Source organism: [Empedobacter] haloabium, from assembly GCA_008011715.2.
In the GTDB taxonomy this organism is placed as follows: Bacteria; Pseudomonadota; Gammaproteobacteria; order Burkholderiales; family Burkholderiaceae_D; genus Rugamonas; species Rugamonas haloabia.
The window spans coordinates 1,648,864-1,675,248 of sequence record CP136508.1 but is presented as its reverse complement, the minus strand read 5'-3'; the positions used below and the strand labels follow the sequence as shown (position 1 = coordinate 1,675,248).

20 protein-coding genes, 2 tRNA genes and 3 rRNA genes are annotated in these 26,385 nt (G+C 62.4%); 13 read left to right on the top strand and 12 right to left on the bottom strand.

What is annotated here, in order from left to right; all coding sequences use genetic code 11:
• Positions 1–93: 93 nt before the first annotated feature.
• A complete protein-coding gene (locus E7V67_007295; protein WUR14905.1) occupies positions 94–627 on the bottom strand; it encodes a hypothetical protein in 534 nt (177 codons plus the stop codon).
• A gap of 240 nt (positions 628–867) precedes the next feature.
• Between E7V67_007295 and E7V67_007290 the strand changes: the two genes are divergently transcribed.
• Positions 868–3,852, top strand: a complete 2,985-nt coding sequence (locus E7V67_007290; GenBank protein ID WUR14904.1) for a DUF5801 repeats-in-toxin domain-containing protein — start codon at positions 868–870, stop codon at positions 3,850–3,852.
• Positions 3,853–3,870: 18 nt separating this feature from the next.
• Here E7V67_007290 and E7V67_007285 read toward each other — a convergent pair whose 3' ends face one another.
• From E7V67_007285 to E7V67_007260, 6 genes are all read right to left on the bottom strand, one after another.
• A complete protein-coding gene (locus tag E7V67_007285; protein ID WUR14903.1) occupies positions 3,871–4,779 on the bottom strand; it encodes a helix-turn-helix transcriptional regulator in 909 nt (302 codons plus the stop codon).
• Between the two features lie 239 nt (positions 4,780–5,018).
• Positions 5,019–5,131 (bottom strand): 5S ribosomal RNA (gene rrf, locus E7V67_007280).
• A gap of 121 nt (positions 5,132–5,252) precedes the next feature.
• A 23S ribosomal RNA gene (locus E7V67_007275) occupies positions 5,253–8,126 on the bottom strand.
• 221 nt (positions 8,127–8,347) lie between these two features.
• Positions 8,348–8,423 (bottom strand) — tRNA-Ala (locus tag E7V67_007270).
• Positions 8,424–8,430: 7 nt separating this feature from the next.
• Positions 8,431–8,507: transfer RNA gene (locus E7V67_007265), tRNA-Ile, on the bottom strand.
• Positions 8,508–8,599: 92 nt separating this feature from the next.
• A 16S ribosomal RNA gene (locus E7V67_007260) occupies positions 8,600–10,130 on the bottom strand.
• The 16S, 23S and 5S rRNA genes sit together here with 2 tRNA genes alongside, the layout of an rRNA operon.
• Positions 10,131–10,645: 515 nt before the next feature.
• Here E7V67_007260 and E7V67_007255 point away from each other — a divergent pair.
• The 4 genes from E7V67_007255 (at position 10,646) to E7V67_007240 (ending at position 13,959) form a co-directional block, all read left to right on the top strand.
• Positions 10,646–12,004, top strand: a complete 1,359-nt coding sequence (locus tag E7V67_007255) for a histidine kinase (GenBank protein WUR14902.1) — start codon at positions 10,646–10,648, stop codon at positions 12,002–12,004.
• Positions 12,005–12,064: 60 nt separating this feature from the next.
• Complete coding sequence (locus E7V67_007250) at positions 12,065–12,826, top strand: LytTR family DNA-binding domain-containing protein (protein WUR14901.1); 762 nt, start codon at positions 12,065–12,067, stop codon at positions 12,824–12,826.
• 86 nt (positions 12,827–12,912) lie between these two features.
• Positions 12,913–13,680: a sensor histidine kinase gene (locus E7V67_007245; GenBank protein ID WUR14900.1), complete on the top strand. Its 768-nt coding sequence runs from the start codon at positions 12,913–12,915 to the stop codon at positions 13,678–13,680.
• Between the two features lie 3 nt (positions 13,681–13,683).
• Positions 13,684–13,959, top strand: a complete 276-nt coding sequence (locus E7V67_007240; protein ID WUR14899.1) for a hypothetical protein — start codon at positions 13,684–13,686, stop codon at positions 13,957–13,959.
• 52 nt (positions 13,960–14,011) lie between these two features.
• Here the strand turns inward: E7V67_007240 and E7V67_007235 are convergent, their stop codons facing one another.
• From E7V67_007235 to E7V67_007225, 3 genes are all read right to left on the bottom strand, one after another.
• Entirely contained in the window at positions 14,012–15,100 is a 1,089-nt protein-coding gene (locus tag E7V67_007235) for a porin (GenBank protein WUR14898.1), read from the bottom strand.
• 155 nt (positions 15,101–15,255) lie between these two features.
• Positions 15,256–15,894, bottom strand: a complete 639-nt coding sequence (locus E7V67_007230) for a class I SAM-dependent methyltransferase (protein ID WUR14897.1) — start codon at positions 15,892–15,894, stop codon at positions 15,256–15,258.
• Between the two features lie 3 nt (positions 15,895–15,897).
• The gene (locus tag E7V67_007225) at positions 15,898–16,839 is read right to left on the bottom strand and encodes a CysB family HTH-type transcriptional regulator (protein ID WUR14896.1); all 942 of its coding nucleotides are present in this window, start codon (positions 16,837–16,839) and stop codon (positions 15,898–15,900) included.
• Positions 16,840–17,005: 166 nt separating this feature from the next.
• Between E7V67_007225 and E7V67_007220 the strand changes: the two genes are divergently transcribed.
• The 7 genes from E7V67_007220 (at position 17,006) to E7V67_007190 (ending at position 23,714) form a co-directional block, all read left to right on the top strand.
• On the top strand, positions 17,006–18,697 hold the full coding sequence (locus E7V67_007220; GenBank protein WUR14895.1) for a nitrite/sulfite reductase: 1,692 nt from the start codon (positions 17,006–17,008) through the stop codon (positions 18,695–18,697).
• Complete coding sequence (locus E7V67_007215) at positions 18,690–19,250, top strand: DUF934 domain-containing protein (GenBank protein WUR14894.1); 561 nt, start codon at positions 18,690–18,692, stop codon at positions 19,248–19,250. The genes E7V67_007220 and E7V67_007215 overlap by 8 nt, the downstream gene beginning before the upstream one ends.
• Positions 19,251–19,259: 9 nt before the next feature.
• Positions 19,260–19,976, top strand: a complete 717-nt coding sequence (locus tag E7V67_007210) for a phosphoadenylyl-sulfate reductase (GenBank protein ID WUR14893.1) — start codon at positions 19,260–19,262, stop codon at positions 19,974–19,976.
• Between the two features lie 34 nt (positions 19,977–20,010).
• Positions 20,011–20,955: a sulfate adenylyltransferase subunit CysD gene (gene cysD, locus E7V67_007205; protein ID WUR14892.1), complete on the top strand. Its 945-nt coding sequence runs from the start codon at positions 20,011–20,013 to the stop codon at positions 20,953–20,955.
• Entirely contained in the window at positions 20,955–22,265 is a 1,311-nt protein-coding gene (locus tag E7V67_007200; protein WUR14891.1) for a GTP-binding protein, read from the top strand. The genes cysD and E7V67_007200 overlap by 1 nt, the downstream gene beginning before the upstream one ends.
• A gap of 41 nt (positions 22,266–22,306) precedes the next feature.
• Positions 22,307–23,026, top strand: a complete 720-nt coding sequence (cobA, locus tag E7V67_007195) for a uroporphyrinogen-III C-methyltransferase (protein WUR14890.1) — start codon at positions 22,307–22,309, stop codon at positions 23,024–23,026.
• A gap of 202 nt (positions 23,027–23,228) precedes the next feature.
• On the top strand, positions 23,229–23,714 hold the full coding sequence (locus E7V67_007190; GenBank protein WUR14889.1) for a DUF6328 family protein: 486 nt from the start codon (positions 23,229–23,231) through the stop codon (positions 23,712–23,714).
• A 173-nt stretch (positions 23,715–23,887) separates the two neighbouring features.
• Here E7V67_007190 and E7V67_007185 read toward each other — a convergent pair whose 3' ends face one another.
• Positions 23,888–25,021 carry a YsnF/AvaK domain-containing protein gene (locus tag E7V67_007185; GenBank protein ID WUR14888.1) on the bottom strand — a complete coding sequence of 378 codons (1,134 nt, stop codon included), beginning with the start codon at positions 25,019–25,021 and terminating at the stop codon, positions 23,888–23,890.
• The gene (locus E7V67_007180) at positions 25,018–25,509 is read right to left on the bottom strand and encodes a DUF2382 domain-containing protein (GenBank protein WUR14887.1); all 492 of its coding nucleotides are present in this window, start codon (positions 25,507–25,509) and stop codon (positions 25,018–25,020) included. Before E7V67_007180 ends, E7V67_007185 begins: the two co-directional genes overlap by 4 nt.
• A 128-nt stretch (positions 25,510–25,637) precedes the next feature.
• On the opposite strand from E7V67_007180, the gene E7V67_007175 reads away from it, so the two are divergent.
• Entirely contained in the window at positions 25,638–26,378 is a 741-nt protein-coding gene (locus E7V67_007175) for a hypothetical protein (protein WUR14886.1), read from the top strand.
• The last annotated feature ends 7 nt before the right edge of the window (positions 26,379–26,385 follow it).

Sequence of the window (26,385 nt, the reverse complement as noted above, 5' to 3'; positions counted from 1 at the left end):
AACGATGCCGTCCCTGGCCGGCACCAGCCGGGCAAGGGGAATGTCATCGGTTCCGGGCGGCGTCCCGCACCGCCACCGCCCGGCCGTGCTGGCTCATTTGCCTCGCTTGGAGCCGGAATCGTAGCGGGTCCCGCCGCCTTCGCCGCTGTCGTCGTAGCGGGCCGTCCTGCTGCCCGAGTCGGTCCGGGATTGTGCCGGACTGTCCTGCCGCTGGGCATTGCTGGGCGAACCGGACTGGCGCGAGCCCGGCGGCCCCACCGGCGACTCCTGCGAGCCGGCGCGCTGCTTCTGTTCCAGCCCGCCGTGGCCGGATTGCTGCGGCAAGCCCTGCCGGTCTTCCTCGGCACGTGCCTCCGATTGCTGGGCCTGCTGCCGGGCGCTCCAGCCGGCCTGCTGGGCACCGGCGCCACCGCGCTCGCTGCCCACGTCGTCCTGCCGCGCCCCCTGCATCGCACCACGGTCACGCACCGAAGCGCCGCCCTCCTCGATGGAGGCCGACTGGACATTGCCACCGCCGCGGTCCACCACGCCAGGAGGCTTGGACTGCATGCTGTCCTGCGACACAGTGGGTTCGGTGGTATCGCCGGAGCGGCGGGTGACAGGCGGCTTCTGCTGTTTCGAACTCATCTTGCTCCTCCTTGGAAAGGTGTCGCTGATTGCGAGAACAGATCGATCATGCGCGCGGCAGCTGGGGCGCTGTATAGGAGCGTGCGCCGCGGTAGCGTAGGAGCGGACTGACCTGCGGCTGGGACCGGATCATGCAATTGCGTGATTCGCGGGAGCGTCCGCCCGCCTATGGTGTGGGTGGTGCCGCGCGGCGCGCGCGCCAGGCAAGAACTTTGATTCCGATAACGATAGGAGTTCGTCATGGCTATATTGAATGTAACTTACGGCGCCGAGGTCACACTCGACGAGTCCATTGGTCTGCAGAACCTGCTCGCCACACCCTCCGTTCCCGGCGATGCCGATGACAACGACATCCTGGCGAGCTCGCTGCCACAACCCTTCACCAGCCGGCTGAGCGCGACTGGCGTCGTGGCCACGCCGATCAATGCCGCCCTCAGCGGCTACAACGGCAGCAACACGGGCGCCAACGCCCTCAGCTTCAGCATTCCCAAGGCCGTCGGCATCGGCTTCACGGACAGCGCCGGCAACGCCCTCGATGGCGACGCCAGCGGCCTGTTCACGACCGTCGGCAATATCCCGATCACGTTGTGGACCGATCCGGTCAATAACAATATCGTCTACGGCAAGGCCAACGGCACGACGGTGTTTGCCGCCTACCTGGAGGAAACCGGTACGCCGTTGTCGGGGGCGAAAATCTGGATGGTGCAATACGCCGCCATCAAGGACCCGACCACCAATCCCGACGAGTCGCTGAACCTGCTGAACAAGGTATTCGTGACGGTCGACAAGGAAGTGGAATTTTCACTGGCCAATGCGCCTTCCGGCCAGAACCTGTTCCTGACAATGGGCGACGCGACCGCCGCCATCGTGGTGACAGGTGCCAAGCCGGCCAACCAGTCCACCGGTGCCAGCATCAATACCGGCGACACGGTCAACACCAGTCAAGGCGGCGGTTCCACGACCATCGGTGCCAACAACCAGATGGTCGATGCGGGTGAAGGCATGATCTTCTCGTTCGTGACCGGGGCCAACCCGGCGCTGACGATCCCCAACCTGTCGCATGGCGAGGCGGTACTGGAAAGTAATATCCAATTCACCGGCATGCTGGACGCCCGCGCGGCATCGTTGGACATCGTCCAGATGCAACAGGGCAAACTCGCAACGGTCCAACTGGTCGCCTACAGCACGACCGTGCACAGCGGCGTCGATTATGTCGACAACCTGAACAACAATACGGCGGTGGCGATCGATAACGTGATCGTGCGCAACGCCGCTGGCACGATCATTGAAAACTCGGACGGCAGCGTCAATACGGCCGGGCTGACGATTACCTTCAGCAGCGGCACCGCGACCGTCACGGGAGTCCAGGCAGGCTATACGATCGATTACCACACGGTGACCGACCATAATCGCCTGCAGGTCAACAATACCGGCACGGGCGCCAATGGCGCCAGCTTCGACATCGGCGGCTTCACGCTGCTGCAGGTCGCCAGCGATACCGCCGAGATTGGCTCGCGCATGAACTTCGAGGACGCCGGCCCGCGCATCAGCGCAGCGGTCGCGCTCGACACGACGATCCTGAACACGCAAGACGCACAGACGATCGGCCCCGCCACGGACAGCGCCACCCAGTCGTTCGCCGCCGCCTTCGCGATCGGCTCGAGCAGCTATGACACCGATGGCCCTGGCACGATCACGTGGAGCTATGCGCTGGGACTGACGGCCGAAGGCGAGAATTCCGGGCTGAAAAGCGGCGGCGCCACGATCTTCCTGTACACGGTGGCCGGCAAGGTCGTCGGTTCGACGGCCGCGACCGCTGCGGGCGTTACAGCCGGCAATACCGTGTTCGACCTGAGCGCGAGCGCCGACGGCAACGTCACGCTGCAACAATACAGCCGCATCGACCATGCTCTGCCTGGCGTCGGCTCGAACTTCGCCGACCAGGAAGCGATCCTGGCCAACGGGCTGGTCACCTTGAACGGCACCGTCCGCATCACGGATGGCGACGGCGACTTCGCCACGTCCACCGCGAAGCTGGACCTGGGCGGCAACGTACGCTTCGACGATGACGGTCCCGGTCCGTTCAACCCCGCGTCGATCACACTGATCAACAACGGCACCGCGACGGGTACGGCGGCCATGCATGCGGCCGCCAGCGTGGGCGCCGATATCCCCGGCACCGCCCGCTTCGTGGACGTGGTCGCCGCCGATGACTTCCTGTATGCCAGCGACGGCACGACCTTGCTGAAATCGGGCGGCGAAACTATCGTGCTGTCCGGCTTTGGCACCCATGTGCTGACGGCCAAGACCGTCTCCGGCGCGACGGTGTTTACCGCGACACTCAATAGCGCCACCGACCAGTACACGATCGACTTCGACCGCGCCATCGACGACGGCAGCGGCGTCAGCTTCCTGGGTGCCGCACCCATCCGCTCGGGCAATCCAACCTACAACCTGATCGACAACGTGGGCGGCACGACGCTCGACCTGCTGTTCTCGGGCGGCGACACGGGACACGGCGTACCGACGGCGCATTCCGTCAACGTCAGCACCAACGGCGCCGGGGTGGACAACCAGAGCATGAACGCCAGCGGTACGCTGGGTGAAACGCTGCGCATCGACTTCGCCACCGGCGCCGCGCTGGCCGGCTCGCCGTTGGGCAGCGACTTCGTCGCCGGGACGCACCAGACCGTCAACGGCTACTCCTTCCTGCTGACGCAGAACACGCCCAGCGGAACCACCGCCACCGCCTACATCCAGGTGTTCGATGCCGACAACGACAAGGTGCTGGTCAACGACCCGGGCGACGTGCTCGATACGATCACGAAGGTCACGGTCGACGGCGTGACGATCTATGACGGCACCTTCCACAGCGCGACGATCAATGGCAGCGTGGTGTCCGGCATGCTGTACAACGGCGGCATCGTGCTGACGGGCCTGTCCGAAGGCACCACCGGCGATGGCACGGGCGGCGACGATCCCCTCATCAAGGTCAGCACGGCGACCGGCTTCAACCGCGTCGAGGTGTCGAACTTCGCGGGCCAGACGGTGGGCGGTCAAGTGCTGGGCGGCACCAGCTTCGACATTGCGCCGGCCGGCGTCGACCAGGCGGTGGCCGGCAAGCCGTTCTCGTTCAACCTGCCGATCCAGGTCACCGACTTCGACGGTGACTTCGGCCCTGTCGAGCTGATCGGCGTGAACATCACGCCGGTCCCGCTGGGCTGACAGAGTGGAGCGGAACTGCTAGCGCAGGCGCGCCGGCAGTTCCGATTTGCGGTGGATGTCCAGCTTGGAGAACACGTGGGCGAGATGGGTGCGCACCGTGTTACTGCTGACACCTAGCAGGGCGGCGATCTCGCCGTGGGTCCGGCCCTGCGCGTAGTGCCGGGCCGTTACTGCTTCCGCCGGCGTCAGCAGGTCGAAAGGCTGCCGTTGGGTGACCTTGCACAGGAAGGCGCCGCCGGGGCCCGGTTCGAGCGACCACCGGGTCAGGCGACCGTCGTAACGGCCCTGGCTGCGCAATGTGACCAGCACTCCCCCTGGCAATTGCCCTGCCAGGCAGTGCGGCCATTCAAGGCGGGCCAGGCCGTTGAACGCGTCATCGCAGACGTCCACTGCGTCATACGCGCTGACGAGGGCGAATCCTCCCATGGTGGTGACGCTGGCCTGCTCGGCAAGATAGCGCCGCTGGCACAGCTGCTTGCAGCGCAACAGATGCGGCCACAGCGCCGTGGCGTACAAGGCAGCGCCGGCCGTGAACGGCCGGCGCCCACGGCGCCCCAGCAACAGCCAATCGGGCGGACGCAGCGGCGTTTCGACAGAACCGATCAGCAGCAGCTGGCGCAGCCCCTGTCGTTGCGCATGGCCAAGCAGCCGGCCGGGATCGAACAGCTGACGCAGCTGCGCGCTGCTGCAGAGCGCAGGAGGCGGCAAATCGAGGTGGAAGCTGGACGACAGCACGACGGAATCGCCTTCGACCACCTGCCGCAGGCTCTGCCGACGTTCGCGCACGACGCCACAGCCCAACTCAGCGACATCGAACGACAGTACCCTTGCAAGCAGATCGGCAACCCGGGCGGAAAAGTCGCTGCAGGCAACCTGCTCGGCCGTCTCATACATCTCGAGCATCAACGAAGAGAAGTACTGCAGCATGGGACCCCGCTCCTTTCAGCTGTCGATACTGGATGGCGCAAGAACCTACTTCTTCACGATAGCAGCTTTCATCGGGATAGCCAGCAAACCCAGGCAGGGTAAATCTGGAAAAAATCGGGATTTGCCGAAGAGCCGGCACGGCGTTGGTCCGTCTTACGCCGAGCCGGCGTGCAGTCATGTGCGGGCAGAAATGAAAAAACCCCCGCCAGATCACTGGACGGGGGTTTTTCTATATAACAGCCTGACGATAACCTACTTTCACACTGGTTGCAGCACTATCATCGGCGCAAAGTCGTTTCACGGTCCTGTTCGGGATGGGAAGGGGTGGGACCGACTTGCTATGGTCATCAGGCATGACTTGTACGTAGCCTCGTTCCCTGTTGGGCAACGCGGCTACTAATCTGGAAGAAGTAAGTTGGGTGTTACTGGTAAAACTCAAACACAGGCAAATGCTCTGTAACCGTCAAGGTTATAGAGACAAGCCGTACGGGCAATTAGTATCAGTTAGCTTAATGCATTACTGCACTTCCACACCTGACCTATCAACGTCCTGGTCTCGAACGACCCTTCAAGGAGCTCAAGGCTCCGGGAAATCTCATCTTAAGGCAAGTTTCCCGCTTAGATGCTTTCAGCGGTTATCTCTTCCGAACTTAGCTACCCGGCAATGCCACTGGCGTGACAACCGGTACACCAGAGGTTCGTCCACTCCGGTCCTCTCGTACTAGGAGCAGCCCCCTTCAAATTTCCAACGCCCACGGCAGATAGGGACCAAACTGTCTCACGACGTTTTAAACCCAGCTCACGTACCACTTTAAATGGCGAACAGCCATACCCTTGGGACCGGCTACAGCCCCAGGATGTGATGAGCCGACATCGAGGTGCCAAACTCCCCCGTCGATATGAACTCTTGGGAGGAATCAGCCTGTTATCCCCAGAGTACCTTTTATCCGTTGAGCGATGGCCCTTCCATACAGAACCACCGGATCACTATGTCCTACTTTCGTACCTGCTCGACTTGTCGGTCTCGCAGTTAAGCACGCTTATGCCATTGCACTATTAGCACGATGTCCGACCGTACCTAGCGTACCTTCGAACTCCTCCGTTACACTTTAGGAGGAGACCGCCCCAGTCAAACTGCCTACCATGCACTGTCCCCGACCCGGATCACGGGCCAAGGTTAGAACCTCAAACAAACCAGGGTGGTATTTCAAGGTTGGCTCCACGAGAACTGGCGTCCCCGCTTCAAAGCCTCCCACCTATCCTACACAGATTGGTTCAAAGTCCAATGCAAAGCTACAGTAAAGGTTCATGGGGTCTTTCCGTCTAGCCGCGGGTAGATTGCATCATCACAAACACTTCAACTTCGCTGAGTCTCGGGAGGAGACAGTGTGGCCATCGTTACGCCATTCGTGCAGGTCGGAACTTACCCGACAAGGAATTTCGCTACCTTAGGACCGTTATAGTTACGGCCGCCGTTTACTGGGACTTCAATCAAGAGCTTGCACCCCATCATTTAATCTTCCAGCACCGGGCAGGCGTCACACCCTATACGTCCACTTTCGTGTTTGCAGAGTGCTGTGTTTTTATTAAACAGTCGCAGCCACCAGTTTATTGCAACCCTTTCACCCTTCCACAGTAAAGTGGTCAAGCTACCGGGGCGTACCTTTTCCCGAAGTTACGGTACCAATTTGCCGAGTTCCTTCTCCCGAGTTCTCTCAAGCGCCTTAGAATACTCATCTCGCCCACCTGTGTCGGTTTGCGGTACGGTCTCGTATGACTGAAGCTTAGAGGCTTTTCTTGGAACCACTTCCGATTGCTTCGCGCTACAAGAGCGCTCGTCCCGATCCCTTGGATTACGTACCCGGATTTGCCTAAGTACCTCCTATGAACCAGAAACTGACTATTCCAACAGTCAGACAACCTTCCGCGATCCGTCCCCCCATCGCATCATACGACGGTGCAGGAATATTAACCTGCTTCCCATCAGCTACGCATCTCTGCCTCGCCTTAGGGGCCGACTCACCCTGCTCCGATGAACGTTGAACAGGAAACCTTGGGCTTACGGCGTGCGGGCTTTTCACCCGCATTATCGCTACTCATGTCAGCATTCGCACTTCTGATACCTCCAGCATCCTTTACAAGACACCTTCGCAGGCTTACAGAACGCTCTCCTACCATATCCTTGCGGATATCCGCAGCTTCGGTGACTGGCTTAGCCCCGTTACATCTTCCGCGCAGGACGACTCGATCAGTGAGCTATTACGCTTTCTTTAAATGATGGCTGCTTCTAAGCCAACATCCTGACTGTTTTAGCCTTCCCACTTCGTTTTCCACTTAGCCAATCTTTGGGACCTTAGCTGGCGGTCTGGGTTGTTTCCCTCTTGACGCCGGACGTTAGCACCCGACGTCTGTCTCCCAAGCTCGCACTCATCGGTATTCGGAGTTTGCAATGGTTTGGTAAGTCGCGATGACCCCCTAGCCATAACAGTGCTCTACCCCCGATGGTGATACTTGAGGCACTACCTAAATAGTTTTCGGAGAGAACCAGCTATTTCCAAGTTTGTTTAGCCTTTCACCCCTACCCACAGCTCATCCCCTAATTTTTCAACATTAGTGGGTTCGGTCCTCCAGTGCGTGTTACCGCACCTTCAACCTGGCCATGGGTAGATCACTTGGTTTCGGGTCTACACCCAGCAACTAGCGCCCTGTTCGGACTCGATTTCTCTACGGCTCCCCTATATGGTTAACCTCGCTACTGAATGTAAGTCGCTGACCCATTATACAAAAGGTACGCCGTCACGGAACAAGTCCGCTCCGACTGTTTGTATGCACACGGTTTCAGGATCTATTTCACTCCCCTCCCGGGGTTCTTTTCGCCTTTCCCTCACGGTACTGGTTCACTATCGGTCGATTACGAGTATTTAGCCTTGGAGGATGGTCCCCCCATCTTCAGACAGGATTTCTCGTGTCCCGCCCTACTTGTCGTACGCTTAGTACCACCGGTCTGATTTCGTGTACGGGGCTATCACCCGCTATGGCGCCTATTTCCAGAGGCTTCCACTATCAGTCCGACTATCACGTACAGGCTCTTCCCATTTCGCTCGCCACTACTTTGGGAATCTCGGTTGATTTATTTTCCTGCAGCTACTTAGATGTTTCAGTTCGCCGCGTTCGCCTCACACACCTATGTATTCAGTGAGTGATACCCTAAAAGGGTGGGTTTCCCCATTCGGAAATCTACGGATCAAAGCTCGTTTGTCAGCTCCCCGTAGCTTATCGCAGACTACTACGTCCTTCATCGCCTGTAATCGCCAAGGCATCCGCCATGTGCACTTATTCACTTGTCCCTATAACCTTGACGGCTATCGGTTCAAGCATTTACTACTGTGTTTGATGAGTTTTTGTATGCGTTCTTTCGAACACTACCCTAAGTGTGTGATTTCTCACACGCTTAATAAAACTTTACTTCTTCCAGATTGTTAAAGAGCGAAACAGCTTAGATCTCTAAAAGATCAAACCTAAATCCTCGACAGTGCGAGACTTACGTTTGTACTTTCAACAGAAGCGATGGTGGAGGATGACGGGATCGAACCGACGACCCCCTGCTTGCAAAGCAGGTGCTCTCCCAGCTGAGCTAATCCCCCATGTTTGTGGTGGGTCTGGTTGGGCTCGAACCAACGACCCCCGCGTTATCAACACGGTGCTCTAACCAGCTGAGCTACAGACCCGCGACTTTCTTCTGTTTATTGCTGTTTCCCTAACAACAGTCGATAAGTGTGAGCGTTTGATGCACGATCATTTCTGATCCGTGCCACTCTAGAAAGGAGGTGATCCAGCCGCACCTTCCGATACGGCTACCTTGTTACGACTTCACCCCAGTCACGAATCCTACCGTGGTAAGCGCCCTCCTTGCGGTTAAGCTACCTACTTCTGGTAAAACCCGCTCCCATGGTGTGACGGGCGGTGTGTACAAGACCCGGGAACGTATTCACCGCGACATGCTGATCCGCGATTACTAGCGATTCCAACTTCATGCAGTCGAGTTGCAGACTACAATCCGGACTACGATACACTTTCTGGGATTAGCTCCCCCTCGCGGGTTGGCGGCCCTCTGTATGTACCATTGTATGACGTGTGAAGCCCTACCCATAAGGGCCATGAGGACTTGACGTCATCCCCACCTTCCTCCGGTTTGTCACCGGCAGTCTCATTAGAGTGCCCTTTCGTAGCAACTAATGACAAGGGTTGCGCTCGTTGCGGGACTTAACCCAACATCTCACGACACGAGCTGACGACAGCCATGCAGCACCTGTGTGCAGGTTCTCTTTCGAGCACTCCCCGATCTCTCAGGGATTCCTGCCATGTCAAGGGTAGGTAAGGTTTTTCGCGTTGCATCGAATTAATCCACATCATCCACCGCTTGTGCGGGTCCCCGTCAATTCCTTTGAGTTTTAATCTTGCGACCGTACTCCCCAGGCGGTCTACTTCACGCGTTAGCTGCGTTACCAAGTCAATTAAGACCCGACAACTAGTAGACATCGTTTAGGGCGTGGACTACCAGGGTATCTAATCCTGTTTGCTCCCCACGCTTTCGTGCATGAGCGTCAATCTTAGCCCAGGGGGCTGCCTTCGCCATCGGTGTTCCTCCACATCTCTACGCATTTCACTGCTACACGTGGAATTCTACCCCCCTCTGCCAGATTCCAGCCTTGCAGTCTCCATCGCCATTCCCAGGTTAAGCCCGGGGATTTCACGACAGACTTACAAAACCGCCTGCGCACGCTTTACGCCCAGTAATTCCGATTAACGCTTGCACCCTACGTATTACCGCGGCTGCTGGCACGTAGTTAGCCGGTGCTTATTCTTCAGGTACCGTCATTAGCCGTGGATATTAGCCACGACCGTTTCTTCCCTGACAAAAGAGCTTTACAACCCGAAGGCCTTCTTCACTCACGCGGCATTGCTGGATCAGGCTTGCGCCCATTGTCCAAAATTCCCCACTGCTGCCTCCCGTAGGAGTCTGGGCCGTGTCTCAGTCCCAGTGTGGCTGGTCGTCCTCTCAGACCAGCTACTGATCGTCGCCTTGGTGAGCCTTTACCTCACCAACTAGCTAATCAGATATCGGCCGCTCCAGGAGCACAAGGCCTTGCGGTCCCCTGCTTTCATCCTTGGATCGTATGCGGTATTAGCGTAACTTTCGCTACGTTATCCCCCACTCTTGGGCACGTTCCGATATATTACTCACCCGTTCGCCACTCGTCAGCGGAGCAAGCTCCCTGTTACCGTTCGACTTGCATGTGTAAAGCATGCCGCCAGCGTTCAATCTGAGCCAGGATCAAACTCTTCAGTTCAATCTCTGTTTTATGTCATTGCTGACATGGTCACTCTCAAGATACTGACGTTCCTCTTGCGAGGTCACGTTTAATTTCTTGCGAGCGTTTGATGCTATATATTTTGAGTATCGGGACCGAAATCCCGGGCACACTCACATCAAACGCCCACACTTATCGACTGTTGATTGTTAAAGAATTCTGCCTTTGAAGGCATGCTGCGATCCGGTCAAACCCGGCGACAAATCGTTGTGTTTGTCAGCAGCAGAGAGATGAGATTATGCGGTGTTTCGTGCAGCTCGTCAACCCCTCGGTTTCTGTCGCATCGTTTCGTTTTCACTACTACGCTGCGGCAGGGACAGAACTATAGCAAACGATACTTGCCCTGCGCAAGCACTATTTCGCGCAACTGGCCGTCGGGCCGATCGACCTTCCACTCCCGGCTTTGTGCAACCTGTCGCATGGCCCTGGCTGCGGTGGACAGTTTTGCGCAAGGTTATCTACACTTGCTGACCACCTAAGACCGAAAGCCGCAGATGTTCCCCACGCCCAAAGCACAAGAGACGTTCAAAACCGCACTGGCCTGGCTGCACAAGGCGTTCGACCGCACGGCGACCTGGGTCACGCAACTCTCCTGGTGGAAATTCTTCCTGTTCGCCGCGCTGGCCCTGATCGCGGCCTCCATCCTCCAGGAGGAACTGTTCTCGCCAAATATGGACGAGGACCTGGAGATGTACTCCCACAAGCGTGCCAAGGCGGATGCCGACGCACCGAATATCGTCATCGACGACAGTGGCATCCGCTTCAACCCGCGCGGCGGCAAATTGCGCAAGAGCCCGGACATCGACACGCCGCAGACAGCGGAAACGCCCGACGCGACCGAACCGGGCGAGGTCCCCGATGCGCCGGAAGCACCGCCCGCGCCGGAGGTGGCACCAGCCGCTCCCGCGGCACCGGCCGCGCCTGCCGCACCGGCGGCTCCCGCCAGGCCGGCCAAGTCGGCGCCGGCTGTCACGGCCCTGCCTGGCGAAGAGGTCCATATCGAGTTACCGCCGCAGATCGGCGAGGAATTGTCGAACGCCCTGGAAAAGGCCGTCGACAACGCCGCCGAGGAGAAGGTTTCGCGCTACCACGAGCAGGCCTCGACGTGGTTCAAGAGCTTCGTGTCGCTGCTGGTCCTGACGCTGTTCGGCATGAAGGCCCTGATGGGCGGCAAAAAGAAGGCCGAGGCCCAGACACAGTATGCCAACGCTGCCGCCGAGCGCGAATCCATGCAGCGCCAGCTGTCGGAAGCGAAGATGCAGATGATGCAGGCGCAGGTCGAGCCGCACTTCCTGTTCAACACGCTGGCCTCCGTCGAGCATCTGATCGAGACGGACCCGCCACGCGCCTCGGCGATGCAGCGCAGCCTGATCAAGTACCTGCGCGCCGTGTTGCCGCAGATGCGCGACAACACCTTGATCACCAACCTGGGCCGGGAAGCCGATATGGTGGTCGCCTACCTGGCTCTGCTGAAGATGCGCATGGAAGAACGGCTGACGATCGACTTCAATATACCCGACGGCCTGCGCAGCGCGGCCTTCCCGCCGATGATGCTGCAGTCGATGGTGGAAAACGCCATCAAGCATGGCCTGGAAGCCAAGCCGGAGGGCGGCACGCTGAAGGTACGTGCCGAGGTGGCGCACAGCAAGCTGCGCGTCATCGTGGCGGACGACGGCCTGGGCTTCGGCGCCAAGCCCAGCGACGGCACCGGCCTGGGCCTGATGACGATCCGCGAACGCCTGAAACTGCTGCACGGCGACCAGGGTCAGCTGCACATCGAGCCGAACAGCCCGAGCGGCGTCATCGCCACCATCGAGGTGCCGTACCAGCTGTCGCAACAAGCCCCGAAATGATTGCACCCGGCGCTAAATTCTTGAATAATTGACGCCTGTTGCCTTCTTCTTAAGCCGAACATGCCTACTGCGATCTTAGCCGACGATGAACGTTTGATGCGCGACCAGCTGCGCATGCGCCTGGGCCAGGTGTGGCCCGACCTGGACATCGTGGGCGAGGCGAAGAATGGCGACGAAGCCATCAGCCTGGTCGACGAACTGAAGCCGGACTTCACCTTCCTCGATATCCGCATGCCTGGCAAGACCGGCATGGAAGCGGCTGCCGCCATCGGCAACAAGAGTCACGTCGTGTTCGTCACGGCGTACGACGCCTATGCCGTCGAAGCTTTCGAGCGCGGCGCGGTGGACTACGTGCTGAAGCCGCCTGAGCAGGAACGCCTGAAGATCACGGCCGAGCGCCTGAAGGACCGCCTGGCCAGGCCGGCCGGCGACGTCAACGCCAGCGTCACCGCCATGCTGTCGCAACTGGCCGAAAAGATCGCCACCCCGAAACCGAAGTACCTGCAGTGGATCCAGGCCAGCATCGGCCAGGACCTGCGCATGATCCCCGTCGAAGAGATCCTGTTCTTCCGCTCGGACGAGAAATACACCTGCGTGCAGACCGAGAAATTCGAAGCGCTGATCCGCAAGCCCGTGCGCGACCTGGCCGAGGAGCTGGACCCGTCGCTGTTCTGGCAGATCCACCGTGCCACGCTCGTCAACGTGAATGCGATCGAAGGCGTCACGCGCGACATCCGCGGCCGCCACCTGGTCATGATCAAGGGCCGCCCGGACAAGCTTGAGGTCAGCCGCAGCTTCCTGCACCTGTTCAAGCAGATGTAACTGCTGAGCCAGATCAACCGCCCTGCCCCGCTCCCGTATTAGGGTCGTTTGCGTAAGGCCGCCCTGCGGCGGCCGGAGGAGACCGCATGCGACCCACATCCCTGCTGCTGGCAGCGACCTTGCTGCTGGTAGTCCGCCTGACCCTGCGCATGAGTGCGTGCGAGGCGACCCCGGCGGAACAGCGCGAGGCCGACGCGCGCGCGCGCCTGGCCGGCCGCCGCGCCACCGACTACGCACTGGAGAACATCCGCGAGGAAGAGCGCGCCTATATCGCACGCGAGCTGCATGACGACCTGGGCCAGTTGCTGGCCACCTTGCGCGTGGACATGAGCCTGCTGTTGCAGCAACCCGCCCCCAATCCGGCGATACGCGAGCTGATGACCGGCATGGACGAGCGGCTGCTGTCCGCCATCACGTCGCTGCGGCGCATCGCCAGCAACCTGCGCCCGCGCGCGCTGGACGAAGGCGGCCTGTACTTCGCGCTGCAGTCGCTGCGGCACGATTTCGAGCAGCGCCACGGCGTCGCATGCAAGCTCGAGGCCCGCGAAAGCGAACTGGTGCTGAACGACCGCACCAGTACCGCCATCTACCGCATCGTGCAGGAATCGCTGACGAACATCGCCCGTCATGCCAACGCCAGCCACGTCCGTATCGTCCTGCGGCGAGCCCACGGCATGCTGCACGTGACGATCGACGACGATGGTCGCGGCATCGCCCAGTCCGACATGGAAAAGCCCGCCTCGTTCGGGCTGCTCGGCATGCGCGAGCGGGTCTGGGCCATCCGCGGTGATATTGCGATCACGGGCAGCCCGCGCGGCACCCGCATCGCCATCCATCTGCCATTGCCGGAGTAAGCCATGAGCGTCGACCAGTTACCCGGGCCCAGTGAGCGCAAGCAAAGAAGGCTTGTAAGCGGTGGCGGGCCGCCCTATGATGAAACAATGATCAGACGAGTGGAAAAACTTGAAGAGGATGTCGCGACGATCAAGGCCGATCTGGCCGTGATCAAGGCGACCTACGCCACCAAGGCGGACATCGCCGACGCGAAAGCCTCGATCATCATGTGGGTCGTGACCGCCGTGTTCGTGGCGCAGCTGCTGCCTGCAGTCCTGAAAATCTACCTGCCCCACTGACAAAAAAAGCCGCCGGCTTGCACCGGCGGCTCTCGGATCCCGTCAAGCTCGATCAGAAGGTGTGACGCACGCCCAGGTTGAAGGCCGCGTCGCCGCTGCCCGCCTCGTTGTTGTTACCCACCGTGTAGCCGGCACCGTTCTTGTTCTTGATCTTCGCATAGGCCGTGTAGGCGCTGGTGCGCTTCGACAGCGCGTACGAGTAGCCGATCGCCCACTGGTGCGCGTCCTGGTTGTTGACCGTCTTGTCGTTCTTGTTCATCCACGATGCCATCAGCGTGCCATTGCCCAATGGCGCGGTGATGCCGATCAGCGCGTCGTTGGCGTCCGTCGATGGTTTCGGCGCCGTTTTCAGGCCGTAGGCGTTGGCGACCGGGATCGGCGAGCTGTTCAGGCCCTTGTCCCATTCATAGGCGGCAAACAGCTTGACGACCTTGAAGTCGTAGTTGGCGGCCAGCAGCGTGTTCTTGCCGTCTTCACGGTCCACACCTACCGCGGTGCTCGTTGGCGCCGAGTCGTTGTTGCGGTTGTTGTGCACCAGGCGCACGTTCAGGCCATTGCCCGAGTAGTTCAGGCCGATCGCGAACTGGCGGCCGGCGGTGTTGTCACCCGGCTGCTCGCCCAGCGCGTACAGGCCGTCCACCGAGAAACCGGACCAGTTCGGCGTCGAGTACACCAGCGCATTGCTGACGCGGGTGTTGACGCCGCCGGCCGGGAACAGGTTCTTGATATTGCCCGCGTAGCCGGCGCCGAACGGGTCGGCCACCTGGCTCATGGCGTTGTACAGCGGGTTGTACTGGCGGCCAATGGTCAACGTACCCATCGTCTTGCTCTTCAGGCCGACGAAGGCCTGGCGGTTGAACAGGGTGTTGCTGCTGTCCAGGGAGCCGTCGTCGATCTTGTAGCCCGATTCCAGGGTGAAGATGGCGGACAGGTCGCCGCCCAGTTCCTCGACACCACGGAAGCCGATGCGCGACTGGCTGCCGATGCCGCTCGTTACCTTCGTCACGTCGCCCGCGGCACCGCCCGTCTCGCGGACGATGCCGGCATCGACGATGCCGTAGATCGTGACGTTCGATTGAGCATGGGCGGTAAGCGCTGCGAAGCTGCCGGCGAAAATGGCGGCGAGAGTAAGTTTTTTCACTTGATGTTCTCTTATTGAAGTTTCAGGTTGAGGCTCAGGAACCACGTACTACCGCGTTCCGGGCGCCGTGGATCTACCGCGGCGTATCTTGCCTTCCAAATACTTCAACAATATGACATCTGCAACTTGTTGCTGCTATACAACGAACGGTGTAGTCATTTCAGCCGGGCCGTCAGCAGCCAGTAATGCGTCAGCCGCTCGATGCGGATCTCGCGCACGGCGTTGGCCAGCTTCTTGCGCAGGTAGCTGTCGGTCGGGAAATTCTTCAGCACCTCGACGCGCTCGCCGCCCGCCATGCGCAACTGGAACGTGTTGCCTTCCACGTCCGTGCGCGCGATCACGGTACTGGTGCCGTCGACGTAGCACTCGTCCAGCAGCACCAGCAGCACATCCTTGCCCAGTTGGGCGCGCAGGTGCGCCAGGTAACGGTCCTGGTTCTCGCGCCGCACGTGCGACCACCAGGAGCCGGCAAATACGGCGGTGTAGCGGCCGACGGAGGCCGGCAGCTCGAAGGCGTCCGCCTGGGCGTAGATGACGTTGTCGGGCGCGTCGCGCCGGGCCTCGGCCAGCAGGTCCTCGTTGATGTCGATGGCGTGAACGGAGGCGGCCGTCGCGGCGATCACCTTTGTCCAGTAACCCTTGCCGCAGGCCAGTTCCAGCACCTTGTGGCCACGCAGCAATTCGGCGACGCGGTCCTTGACCGCGGCCAGGTCGGCCTGGCGCTCCGGCATCTCATAAGGGGCTTCCAGCTCGGCCGCGTTGGCGGCGTAATAATTTGCTAACTCTTGATTCATATCTTACAGCTCGTAGTTCTCATGTTCGCCCCGCATCGCCTGCTCGATCAGCTTGCGGTTCAGCGTGGGGGCCAGTAATTCGATAAAGGTATATATATAGGAGCGCAGGTAGGCGCCCTGCTTGACGGCCACGCGCGAGACGTTCATGCCGAACAGGTGTCCTACCGAGATCGCCCGCAGGTTGCGGTCCCGTTCGGCATCGAACGCCATGCCGGCGATGATGCCGATGCCCATGCCCAGCTCGACATAGGTCTTGATGACGTCCGCGTCGATCGCTTCCAGCAGCACGTCCGGCTTCAGGCCGCGCAGCGAGAACGCATGGTCGATCTTGCTGCGGCCGGCAAACGCGCCGTCGTAGGTGATGACCGGATAGGCGGCGATCTCCTCGAGCGTCACCGACTTGTTCTTCAGCAACGGATGCTCGGGCGGCACCACGACCACGTGTTCCCACTGGTAGCACGGCAAGGTGACCAGGCCGTCCACGCCGGCGATCGATTCGGTGGCGATCGCCAGGTCGGCCTGGTCGCGTTGCACCATCTCGGCGATCTGGCGCGGATTACCTTGCAACAAAGACAAGCGCACCTTGGGGAATTTCTGCATGAAGGCCTGCACCACCTTGGGCAGCGTATAGCGGGCCTGCGTGTGGGTGGTGGCGATCGTGAAGCTGCCGCTGTCCTGCGCCGCGTATTCCTTGCCGATCCGCTTCAGGCTGTCGATCTCCTGCATGATCAGCTCGACGGACTCCAGCACCAGCCGGCCCGGCTCCGTCAGGCCGCGGATGCGCTTGCCGTGGCGCGTGAAGATGTCCACGCCCAGCTCTTCCTCCAGCTCGATGATGGCCTTCGATACCCCCGGCTGCGACGTAAACAGCGCCTTGGCGGCATCGGTCAGGTTGTAGTTCTGGCGTACGGCTTCGCGTACGAAGCGGAGTTGGTGGAGGTTCATTGGGTTCTCGACTGTGATGTCGTTATTTTACGCGCAAGCTTATGCCCCTTACGCATATAAGCAAATAAAGACTAAGTCGTTTGGAATAAAGCGTGAGTTTATTACCATACGCCTACTTTGGGGAAGCTTTCATGGCCGGACCCAGCGAGCCAACTACAGGATCGACATGTACCAATACGACCAATATGACCATCTCATCGTGCGCGAACGCATCGCCCAGTACCGTGACCAGGTGCAGCGGCGCATCGCGGGCGAGCTGACGGAAGAGGAATTCCTGCCGCTGCGCCTGCAGAACGGCCTGTACATGCAGCGCCATGCGTACATGCTGCGCATCGCGGTGCCGTACGGCCTGCTGGCGTCGAAGCAGATGCGCATGTTCGCCCACATCGCCCGCAAGTACGACCGCGGCTACGGGCACTTCACGACGCGCCAGAACATCCAGTTCAACTGGGTCGAGCTGGAACAGACGCCGGATATCCTGGCCGACCTGGCCTCGGTCGAGATGCACGCGATCCAGACCTCGGGCAACTGCATCCGCAACGTGACGGCCGACGAATTCGCCGGCGTCGCGGCCGACGAGATCGTCGATCCGCGCCCGTACGCCGAAGTGCTGCGCCAGTGGTCCACCTTCCACCCCGAGTTCATCGCCCTGCCGCGCAAGTTCAAGGTGGCGATCAATGGCGCGCTGGAAGACCGCGCCGCCATCGCCGTGCACGACATCGGCCTGACCGCCGTGAAGAACGAGGCCGGGGAAATCGGCTTCAAGGTCATGGTGGGTGGTGGCATGGGCCGCACCCCGATCCTGGGCAGCGTGATCCGCGAGTTCCTGCCGCGCGAGCACCTGCTGACGTACACGGAAGCGATCATGCGCGTGTATAACCAGTACGGCCGCCGCGACAACAAGTACAAGGCCCGCATCAAGATCCTGCTGAAAGCCATCGGCGTGGAGGAATTCGCGCGCCAGGTAGAAGAGGAGTGGGCCGACCTGAAAGGCAACGCCGAGACGCTGACGCTGGAAGAGATGGAGCGCATCATCGCCTACTTCCAGCCGCACGCCTACGCCACGCTGCCGGCCATCGACCCGCTGGCCGACCATGCGGACAACAAGGCCTTCGCCAACTGGTTGAAGCGCAACGTCAAGCCGCACAAGGTGCCGGGCTACGCCGCCGTGGTGCTGTCGCTCAAGAAAACCGGCGTGCCGCCGGGCGACGCCACTGCCGAACAGATGGACTTCATGGCCGACCTGGCCGACCGCTACAGCTTCGGAGAACTGCGCGTGACGCACGAGCAGAACATCGTGCTGGCCGACGTCGAACAGCGCCAGCTGTTCCAGTTGTGGCAGGAAGCGAAGGCGCATGGCCTGGCCACGCCGAACATCGGCCTGCTGACCGACATGATCTGCTGCCCCGGCGGCGACTTCTGCTCGCTGGCCAACGCGAAATCGATCCCGATCGCCGCCGCCATCGCGGAGCGCTTCGACCATATCGACTTCCTGCACGATATCGGCGACCTGGAACTGAACATGAGCGGCTGCATCAACGCCTGCGGCCACCACCACGTCGGCCACATCGGCATCCTGGGTGTCGACAAGGACGGCAGCGAATGGTACCAGGTGTCGATCGGCGGGGCGCAGGGCAACCAGTCCGCCATCGGCAAGATCATCGGCCCGTCGTTCTCGGCGCAGCAGATGCCGGAAGTGATCGACCGCCTGCTGCAGGTCTACCTGCGCGAGCGCACGCCGGAAGAACGCTTCGTCGACACGGCGCAGCGCCTCGGCATCGCGCCATTCAAGGAATTTGTATACGCCACCCCGATCGAAACGGCGGGCCGGCTCGTGGGAGAGGACGAATATGCCTGATCAAACCAATCGCATCATCAAAGGCCGCGAGATCGTCGCCGACGACTGGACCGTGCTGCGCCCCGCCGAGGGCGAGGATGCCGCCACCATCGCCGTCCCGGACGGCAAGGTGATCGTGCCGCTGGCGACCTGGCAGGCGCAGAAGGACACCCTGTCCACGCGCCCGGCCATCGGCGTCTGGCTGGCTTCCAGCGAGCGTCCCGAGGAACTGAAGGGGGAGCTGGACAAATTCGCCGTCGTCGCTGTCGACTTCCCGAAATTCACCGATGGCCGCGGCTACTCGATCGCCTACAACCTGCGCATGCGCCTCGCCTACACCGGCGAGCTGCGCGCGATCGGCGACGTGCTGCGCGACCAGCTGTTCCAGATGAAGCGCTGCGGCTTCGACGCCTACGCCACGCGGCCGGACCGCAGCATCGAGGACGCGCTGAAGGGCCTGACGGTGTTCTCGGAAACCTACCAGGCATCCGTGGACGACCAGCGCCCGCTGTTCCGCCGCCATGCCCGCGTGGCCACGGCCGCCGAGCACAAAGACGTCGGCGCGGGCATCTGAGGAGCGGTCATGAGCAAGCTTGACACGCTGGTCGCCGACACGCTGCAAACGCTGCGCCACATCGCCGCCGAGTACTCGCCGGCGGTGTTCGCCTCCAGCCTGGCCGCGGAAGACATGGTGCTGACGGACCTGATCCTGCGGCACGGCCTCCCCATCGGCATCTTCTCGCTGGAGACGGGCCGGCTGCACAAGGAGACCCTGGCGATGCTGGACAAGGTGAAGGAACGCTACGGCTATGACATCGCCCTGTACAAGCCGCAGCAGGACGCGGTCGACCAGTACGTCACGCAGAACGGCCTGAACGCGTTCTACGACAGCGTCGAGATGCGGCGCGAATGCTGCCGCATCCGCAAGGTCGAGCCGCTGGGCCGCGCGCTGGCCGGCAACAAGGCCTGGATCACGGGCCAGCGCCGCGCCCAGGCGGCGACCCGTTCCAGCCTGGCCGTGCACGAGGACGACCCGGCCCACCTGATGGACAAGTTCAATCCGCTGGCCGACTGGAGCGAGGAAGACGTGTGGGACTACCTGCGCGCCAACGATGTGCCGGTCAACGCGCTGCATGCGCAAGGCTACCCGTCGATCGGCTGCGAGCCGTGCACCCGCGCCATCGAGCCGGGCGAAGACGTGCGCGCCGGCCGCTGGTGGTGGGAGAACCCGGAATCGAAGGAATGCGGCCTGCACGTCGTGGACGGCAAACTGATACGCATCAAATCCGTGGCGGCGTAAGCCCCACATGAGCCCTACTCCGCAGAAAGAGAACATGAACGCACTAGCAGACACCGCCGCCGACGGCATCCTCGGCGACCTGAATGCGCGCCACCTGGACGCGCTGGAATCGGAAGCCATCCACATCCTGCGCGAAGTCGCGGCCGAGTGCAGCAACCCTGCCCTGCTGTTCTCGGGCGGGAAGGACTCCGTCGTCCTGCTGCGCCTGGCCGAGAAGGCTTTCCGCCCCGGCAAATTCCCGTTCCCGCTGGTGCACATCGACACGGGCCACAACTTCGCCGAAGTCATCGAGTTCCGCGACCGCCGCGTGGCCGAATTGGGCGAACGCCTGATCGTCGGCTCCGTCGAGGACTCCATCAAGAAGGGCACCGTGCGCCTGCGCAATCCGCAAACCGACTCGCGCAACGCCGCGCAAGCCGTGACCCTGCTGGAGACGATCGCCGAACACGGCTTCGACGCCTGCATCGGCGGCGCCCGCCGCGACGAGGAAAAGGCGCGTGCGAAAGAGCGGATCTTCTCCTTCCGCGACGAATTCGGCCAGTGGGACCCGAAGGCGCAACGCCCGGAACTGTGGGACCTGTATAACACCCGCGTGCACCCGGGCGAGAACATGCGCGTGTTCCCGATCTCGAACTGGACGGAGCTGGACGTGTGGCAGTACATCGCCCGCGAGAACCTGGCGCTGCCGTCGATCTACTTCGCCCACGAGCGCGAAGTCATCCCGCGCAATGGCCTGTTGGTGCCATTGACCGACCTGACGCCGCCGCGCGAAGGCGAGACGGTGGAAAAGCAGGTGGTGCGCTTCCGCACCGTCGGCGACATCTCGTGCACCTGCCCCGTGTCGTCCGACGCGGCCGACGTCGCGGCCATCATCGCCGAGACGGCCGTTACGCAGATCACGGAGCGGGGCGCCACGCGGATGGACGACCAGACCTCCGAAGCCTCGATGGAAAAACGCAAGAAAGCGGGATACTTCTAATGAACGCCATGAACGAAAACCTGTCGCAGCGCGGATTGTTGCGCTTCATTACCGCCGGCTCCGTGGACGACGGCAAGAGCACCCTGATCGGCCGCCTGCTGTTCGACAGCAAGGGCATCTTCGCCGACCAGCTGGCCGCCGTCTCGCGCGCCAAGCACAAGCGCACGGTGGGCGACACGATCGACCTGTCGCTGCTGACGGACGGCCTGGAAGCGGAACGCGAACAGGGCATCACGATCGACGTGGCCTACCGCTACTTCGCCACGCCCAAGCGCAAGTTCATCATCGCCGACACGCCGGGCCACGAGCAGTACACCCGCAACATGGTCACGGGCGCCTCGACGGCGGACGCCGTCATCATCCTGATCGACGTGTCGAAGGTGAAGCTGCATGAGGATGGCGGCGTCGATTTGCTGATCCAGACCAAGCGCCACTCGACCATCGCCCACCTGCTGCAGATCGAGCACGTGGTCGTCGCCGTCAACAAGATGGACCTGGTGAACTACGACCAGCAGGTGTACGAGCGCATCGTCGCCGCCTACACGGAATTCGCCCGGACCCTGGGCCTGAAGGACATCACGGCCATTCCGCTGTCCGCGCTGGCCGGCGACAACGTGGTCGAACCCAGCGCCAGGATGGACTGGTACAAAGGGCCGACCCTGATCGAGCTGCTCGAATCGCTGTCCGTGTACGACGAGGCGCACGCCGCGCCGCTGCGCTTCCCGGTGCAGCTGGTGGCACGCCACAACGGCCATGAGGCCAACGACTTCCGCGGCTACATGGGCCGCATCGAATCGGGCCGCGTGTCCGTCGGCGACCAGCTGGTGGTACAGCCGTCCGGCCACGCCGCCACGGTCAAGGACATCGTCACCTTCGACGGTTCCCTGCAGACGGCCAGCGCCGGTCAGTCCGTCACGATCGTGCTGAACGAATACGTGGACGTGTCGCGCGGCGACGTGCTGTCCTCCAGCGCGCAGCCGGCCACCCTGCTGAAACAGGTCAATGCGGACGTGTGCTGGTTGTCCGAGGAGCCGCTGGACCTGCGCCGCAAATACTGGATCAAGCACGGCACCAAGCAGACGGCGGCGAAAATCAACCGGATCGACTCGATCCTTGACATCAACACCCAGCAGCGGCACGATGCGGATGCGCTGAAGTTGAACGATGTGGCGCGCATCGCGCTGACCGTCCAGCAGCCGCTGGCGGCCGATGCCTATGCCGACATCCGCGCGACGGGCGCCTTCATCCTGATCGATGAAGTGACGCACCAGACGGTGGCCGCGGGGATGATCCGCCTGGCCGACGCATAACCCAGGCGCGCCTGCCCAGGCGCGCAAGCACGAAAGAGTCGATGGCTGCAGTCGGAAAAGTCTATCTGGTGGGCGCCGGTCCCGGCGCCCAGGACCTGATCACCCTGCGCGGCGCCCGCATCCTGGGCGAGGCCGACGTGGTGCTCTACGACGCGCTGGTGACGGACGAGATGCTGGACCTGTGCCGCCAGGCCGTGCTGATCTCCGTCGGCAAGCGGGCCGGCCAGCGCTCGGCCGACCAGAGCGCCATCAACGCCCAGCTGGTTGCCTGCGCCAGCCAGTACGGCCGCGTGGTGCGGCTCAAGGGCGGCGACCCGATGCTGTTCGGCCGCGCCGACGAGGAGCTGACGGCGCTGGAGGAACTGGGCATCGAGGTCGAGGTCGTCCCCGGCATCACCACCGCCGTCGCGGCGGCGGCAGCGACCAAGCAACCGCTGACCAAGCGCGGCGTCGCGCGCAGCGTCGCCTTCTTCACCTCCAGCACGGCGCCCGGCCATCCGGACGAACCGGCCATCCCTTCCACCGACACGCTGGTGCAGTACATGGGCGGACGCGAAGCCATCGCCACCGCGCAGCGCCTGCTGGACCAGGGCCGCCGGCCCGAGACGCCGGTTGTCGTCATCGACAACGTCAGCCGCCCCGACCAGCACATCAGCCGCATCACGCTGGCCACCCTCGCCCACGGCCTGGACGTGCGCAAGGGTCCGGTGCTGGTGATGCTGGGCGAAGCGATGGCCGCGCGCCCCAATCAGCCACTTTGAACCGAAAACCGGGGTCGGACCCGACGGGACTCGGCGTCCCCGTCTGACCCCGGCGCTTGCTTTCGGGTGAAAAAGCATCTGTAACGCGCGCATGCCGAGCCTCGCATGCCACGGCTGCGCTGCACAGCAGCGTTCGTTCGTATAATGTGACAACACAATGACAAGGCACGGCAAAGTCCGTGCCGAGATACGAAAGAGCGCCATGCACGCCGATCCCCAATCCCAGCGGGAGGTCGAGGACCGTCCCGACATGCCGGAAGACGGCGACTTTTCCGATATGCTCAGCGAGATGCGCATCCTGCTGCCTGGGGCGCAGATGCTGTCGGCCTTCCTGATCGTGCTGCCGTTCAATGGTGGCTTTCGCCAGATCGTACAGTCGGAGAAATACGTGTTCCTGGCCACGTTCTTCTTTGCGCTGTCGAGCCTGATCCTGTTGAGCGCTCCGGCCGTGCAGCACCGCATCATGCGGCCGCTGAAGGACCGCGAGCGCTTCAAGTGTTTCGCCACGCGCCAGATCGTCGCGGGCGCCTTTGCCCTCGGCATCGCGCTGGTGCTGGGGACGAACCTGGTGATCTCGGAAGTGTTCGGCCACCGCGTCGGCCTGGTCGCGGCGGGTACGATGGGGACAATCGTCGTGCTGGCGTGGTGGTTGCTGCCGTTCTGGATACGGCGCAGCCAGGATATCTGAAGCTGTGCGGTCTGCCCTTGCACAGGGGGCGCAGCAGGCGCTTCGCGCAGCATCGCTCCTCGCAGGCACCGCGGTGCTGGCATGCGGCCCAGCACCGTGTGTCCGAACCCGCTAGACGGGCCAGCCAAACTTCAGGGTCAGTCCCCTGCGGCGACTGACCCTGACCGGCGCGCTTACGACGTCATGCGCTCCCAACCATGCTTGACGGCGGCCTTGAACTTGTCCCAGGCCGAGGTCGGATAGTGGCTCTCCCAGTTGCTGCGCAGCGTCGTCTCCGCCTCATCCCACGAGCGGCCGCGATAGGATTCGCTGCCGCGCATCGACGCGCCGTAGCGGTAGGCCGGCGCGTACTCGTCGAAGCTGCCGCCCAGGTTGCCGTAGTTGGACGTCCAGTGGCTGCGGTAGTACTCGTCGTCGTCCGTGCTGCCCAGCTGCTCCACATCCACCTGCGTGCTGCGCACCGTGTCCCTGATCTGGTCGGTGCGCTGCGTGACTTCCTTGCCGACGACGACTTCCTCGACGACACGGGCGGTCTTCTGCACCACCGCTTCCTCGGCGTTCTCGCGCAGTTCGAACGACGTTTCCTGGAAGGCGCCCACTTGCGACGGATCGATCGGCCGGTCCACCGGACGGCGCTCCACGTTGACGTGCTCCTCGCGCAGGCTGACGCTTTCCTGCACCGGCGTCTCGACCAGGCGCTGGTAGATGCGCACGCCGCCGCGCTGCACCATGCGCTTGCCGACCTTCAGCTCTTCCTGCATGACGGGGATGACGCGCTCGTCCACCTCGGCACGCTGCATCGAACCGCTGTTCGACAGGCCCTGCTGCGAGCCCTGCAGCAGCGCGCCGCCGTTCTGCAGGTTCTCGCTCTGGCGCGATGCCGACAGTTGCGCGCCGCTGCCAGACCGCAGCGCCTCGGCGCCGGTCCAGCCGCTGGCCTGCCACTGCGATTTGTACTCGTCGATATCGACCGGGCCGAAGCCTTCGACGATGTCGGCGGCGCGCTCGATCTCGTCCTGTGTATCCGTCTGCACCGTCAGCACGACGTTGCCGCGGTTGACGGCCTCGCCGTACACCACGCGTTCGTCGTCATCGCCGAACAGGTTGGAAAAGAAGTGCTTGATGCTGTCGCCGACCGACTCGTCGTGCGTCGTCGCGGTGGAGCCCGTGGTCGTCGCGGTCGACGTTCCCGTCGATGCCGCATTGAGCTTCACCGAGTTGGCGCCGATGCCGGCGGCGGTCAGTGCGTCGCGCGCGCGTTCGGCGTCGGCACGGTTGTCGAACACGGCTGCTAAGGTATGGCTCATGATTCGTTCTCCTCTTGCTGTGATGGATGATGGCGATCGCCCGGCCGGCCGTCGTCGAACGCTTCCACGCGCACGTCTTCGACCCGCAACGGCACGGTCTCCCGGTGCTCATGCTGCTTGCGTACCCTGGTGATGTGAAGCTCCTCCTTGATCCGGTAGCGCTTCTCCACCACCAGAATCTCTTCGAGGACCGGAACCACGAGGGTGTCGCCCTCGTAACGCGACGGTGGGGCTTGGGCCACCACCTTGTCGACCGGGACCCGGCGCACGTCCATGCTGTCCTGCCACAGGATCTCCCGCACTTCCTCGGGCTGCTCCGTGACGGTCTTGCTGACGCGTACGCCGCGGCCCGTGTCGACGACACGGGTCGTGATCGCCACCTCCTCCTGGCTGACGGGCACCGTGACGGTGCCGTCGGGCTGTGAGTGGGCAACAGGCACCGTGGCGGTGCCGGTACGGTCGATGGGCGGGTTCCGGTCCTGGTTCATGGACAAAAGTCTAAGTCGCTCAGCGCGAGAGGGGCGCCACCTTGCCTATCGCTATCATTTTGACAGTCACAAGACGCGGCCGTGGCGCGCTAAAATACCGCCTTTGCACGATTGAACCGAAAGACGTCATGGGACAAGCACACGAAGTATTGGAGCGGGCCCGCAAGGCCCGGCTGGAGAACCGGTTCGAGGATGCGCTGCGCGATCACCTGTGGTTCCACGAGAATGCGCTGGCCGTCGAGCCGGGCATGGCGGGAGTGCGGCTGTCGTTCGCCCTGCGCGACTGGATCTACCTCGCCGAGCAGTTCCCGCTGGCGCGCCGCGCGCTGCAGGGCCTGCGCGACCGCGACACGGCGCGCATGCTGAACGGCGCCGCCAGCCGCGAACTGTTCCGCGACATCAGCGCCATCAACGGCGCGCTGGGCGAGGAACGCGCCACGCATGAGTTGTTCGTCCAGGTCGACATCCAGATGCCGCAACTGGCGCAGCAGTGCGCCGACCTGGCCTTGCCGGCCCTGGTGGCCGCCGAGGACTGGGCGCTGGCGCGGCGCCACCTGCCGGAGCCGCTGGAACGCGTCAGCCACCTGGCCACCCACCTGAACGCCTACACGGAGCAGCTGGCGAAAAGCGGCAGCACGTCGTCCGCGCCCGCGCTGCTGGCCACGGTGCTGAACTATACGAAGGAAGTGCGGATGATCGCGCTGGTGCTGGCGCGCGTGGACGAGGAGGAGCTGGCGGCGCAGGTCACGACGGCGGCGCTGGACGAGCTGCGCTCCCTCGCGCTGCGCGACGCCGTGCAGCGCGAGTTCGACACGCCGGGCGCCACCATCGCCGCCATGCTGGCGCATGCGCGGCGGGAGCAGAACTGACTCCAGA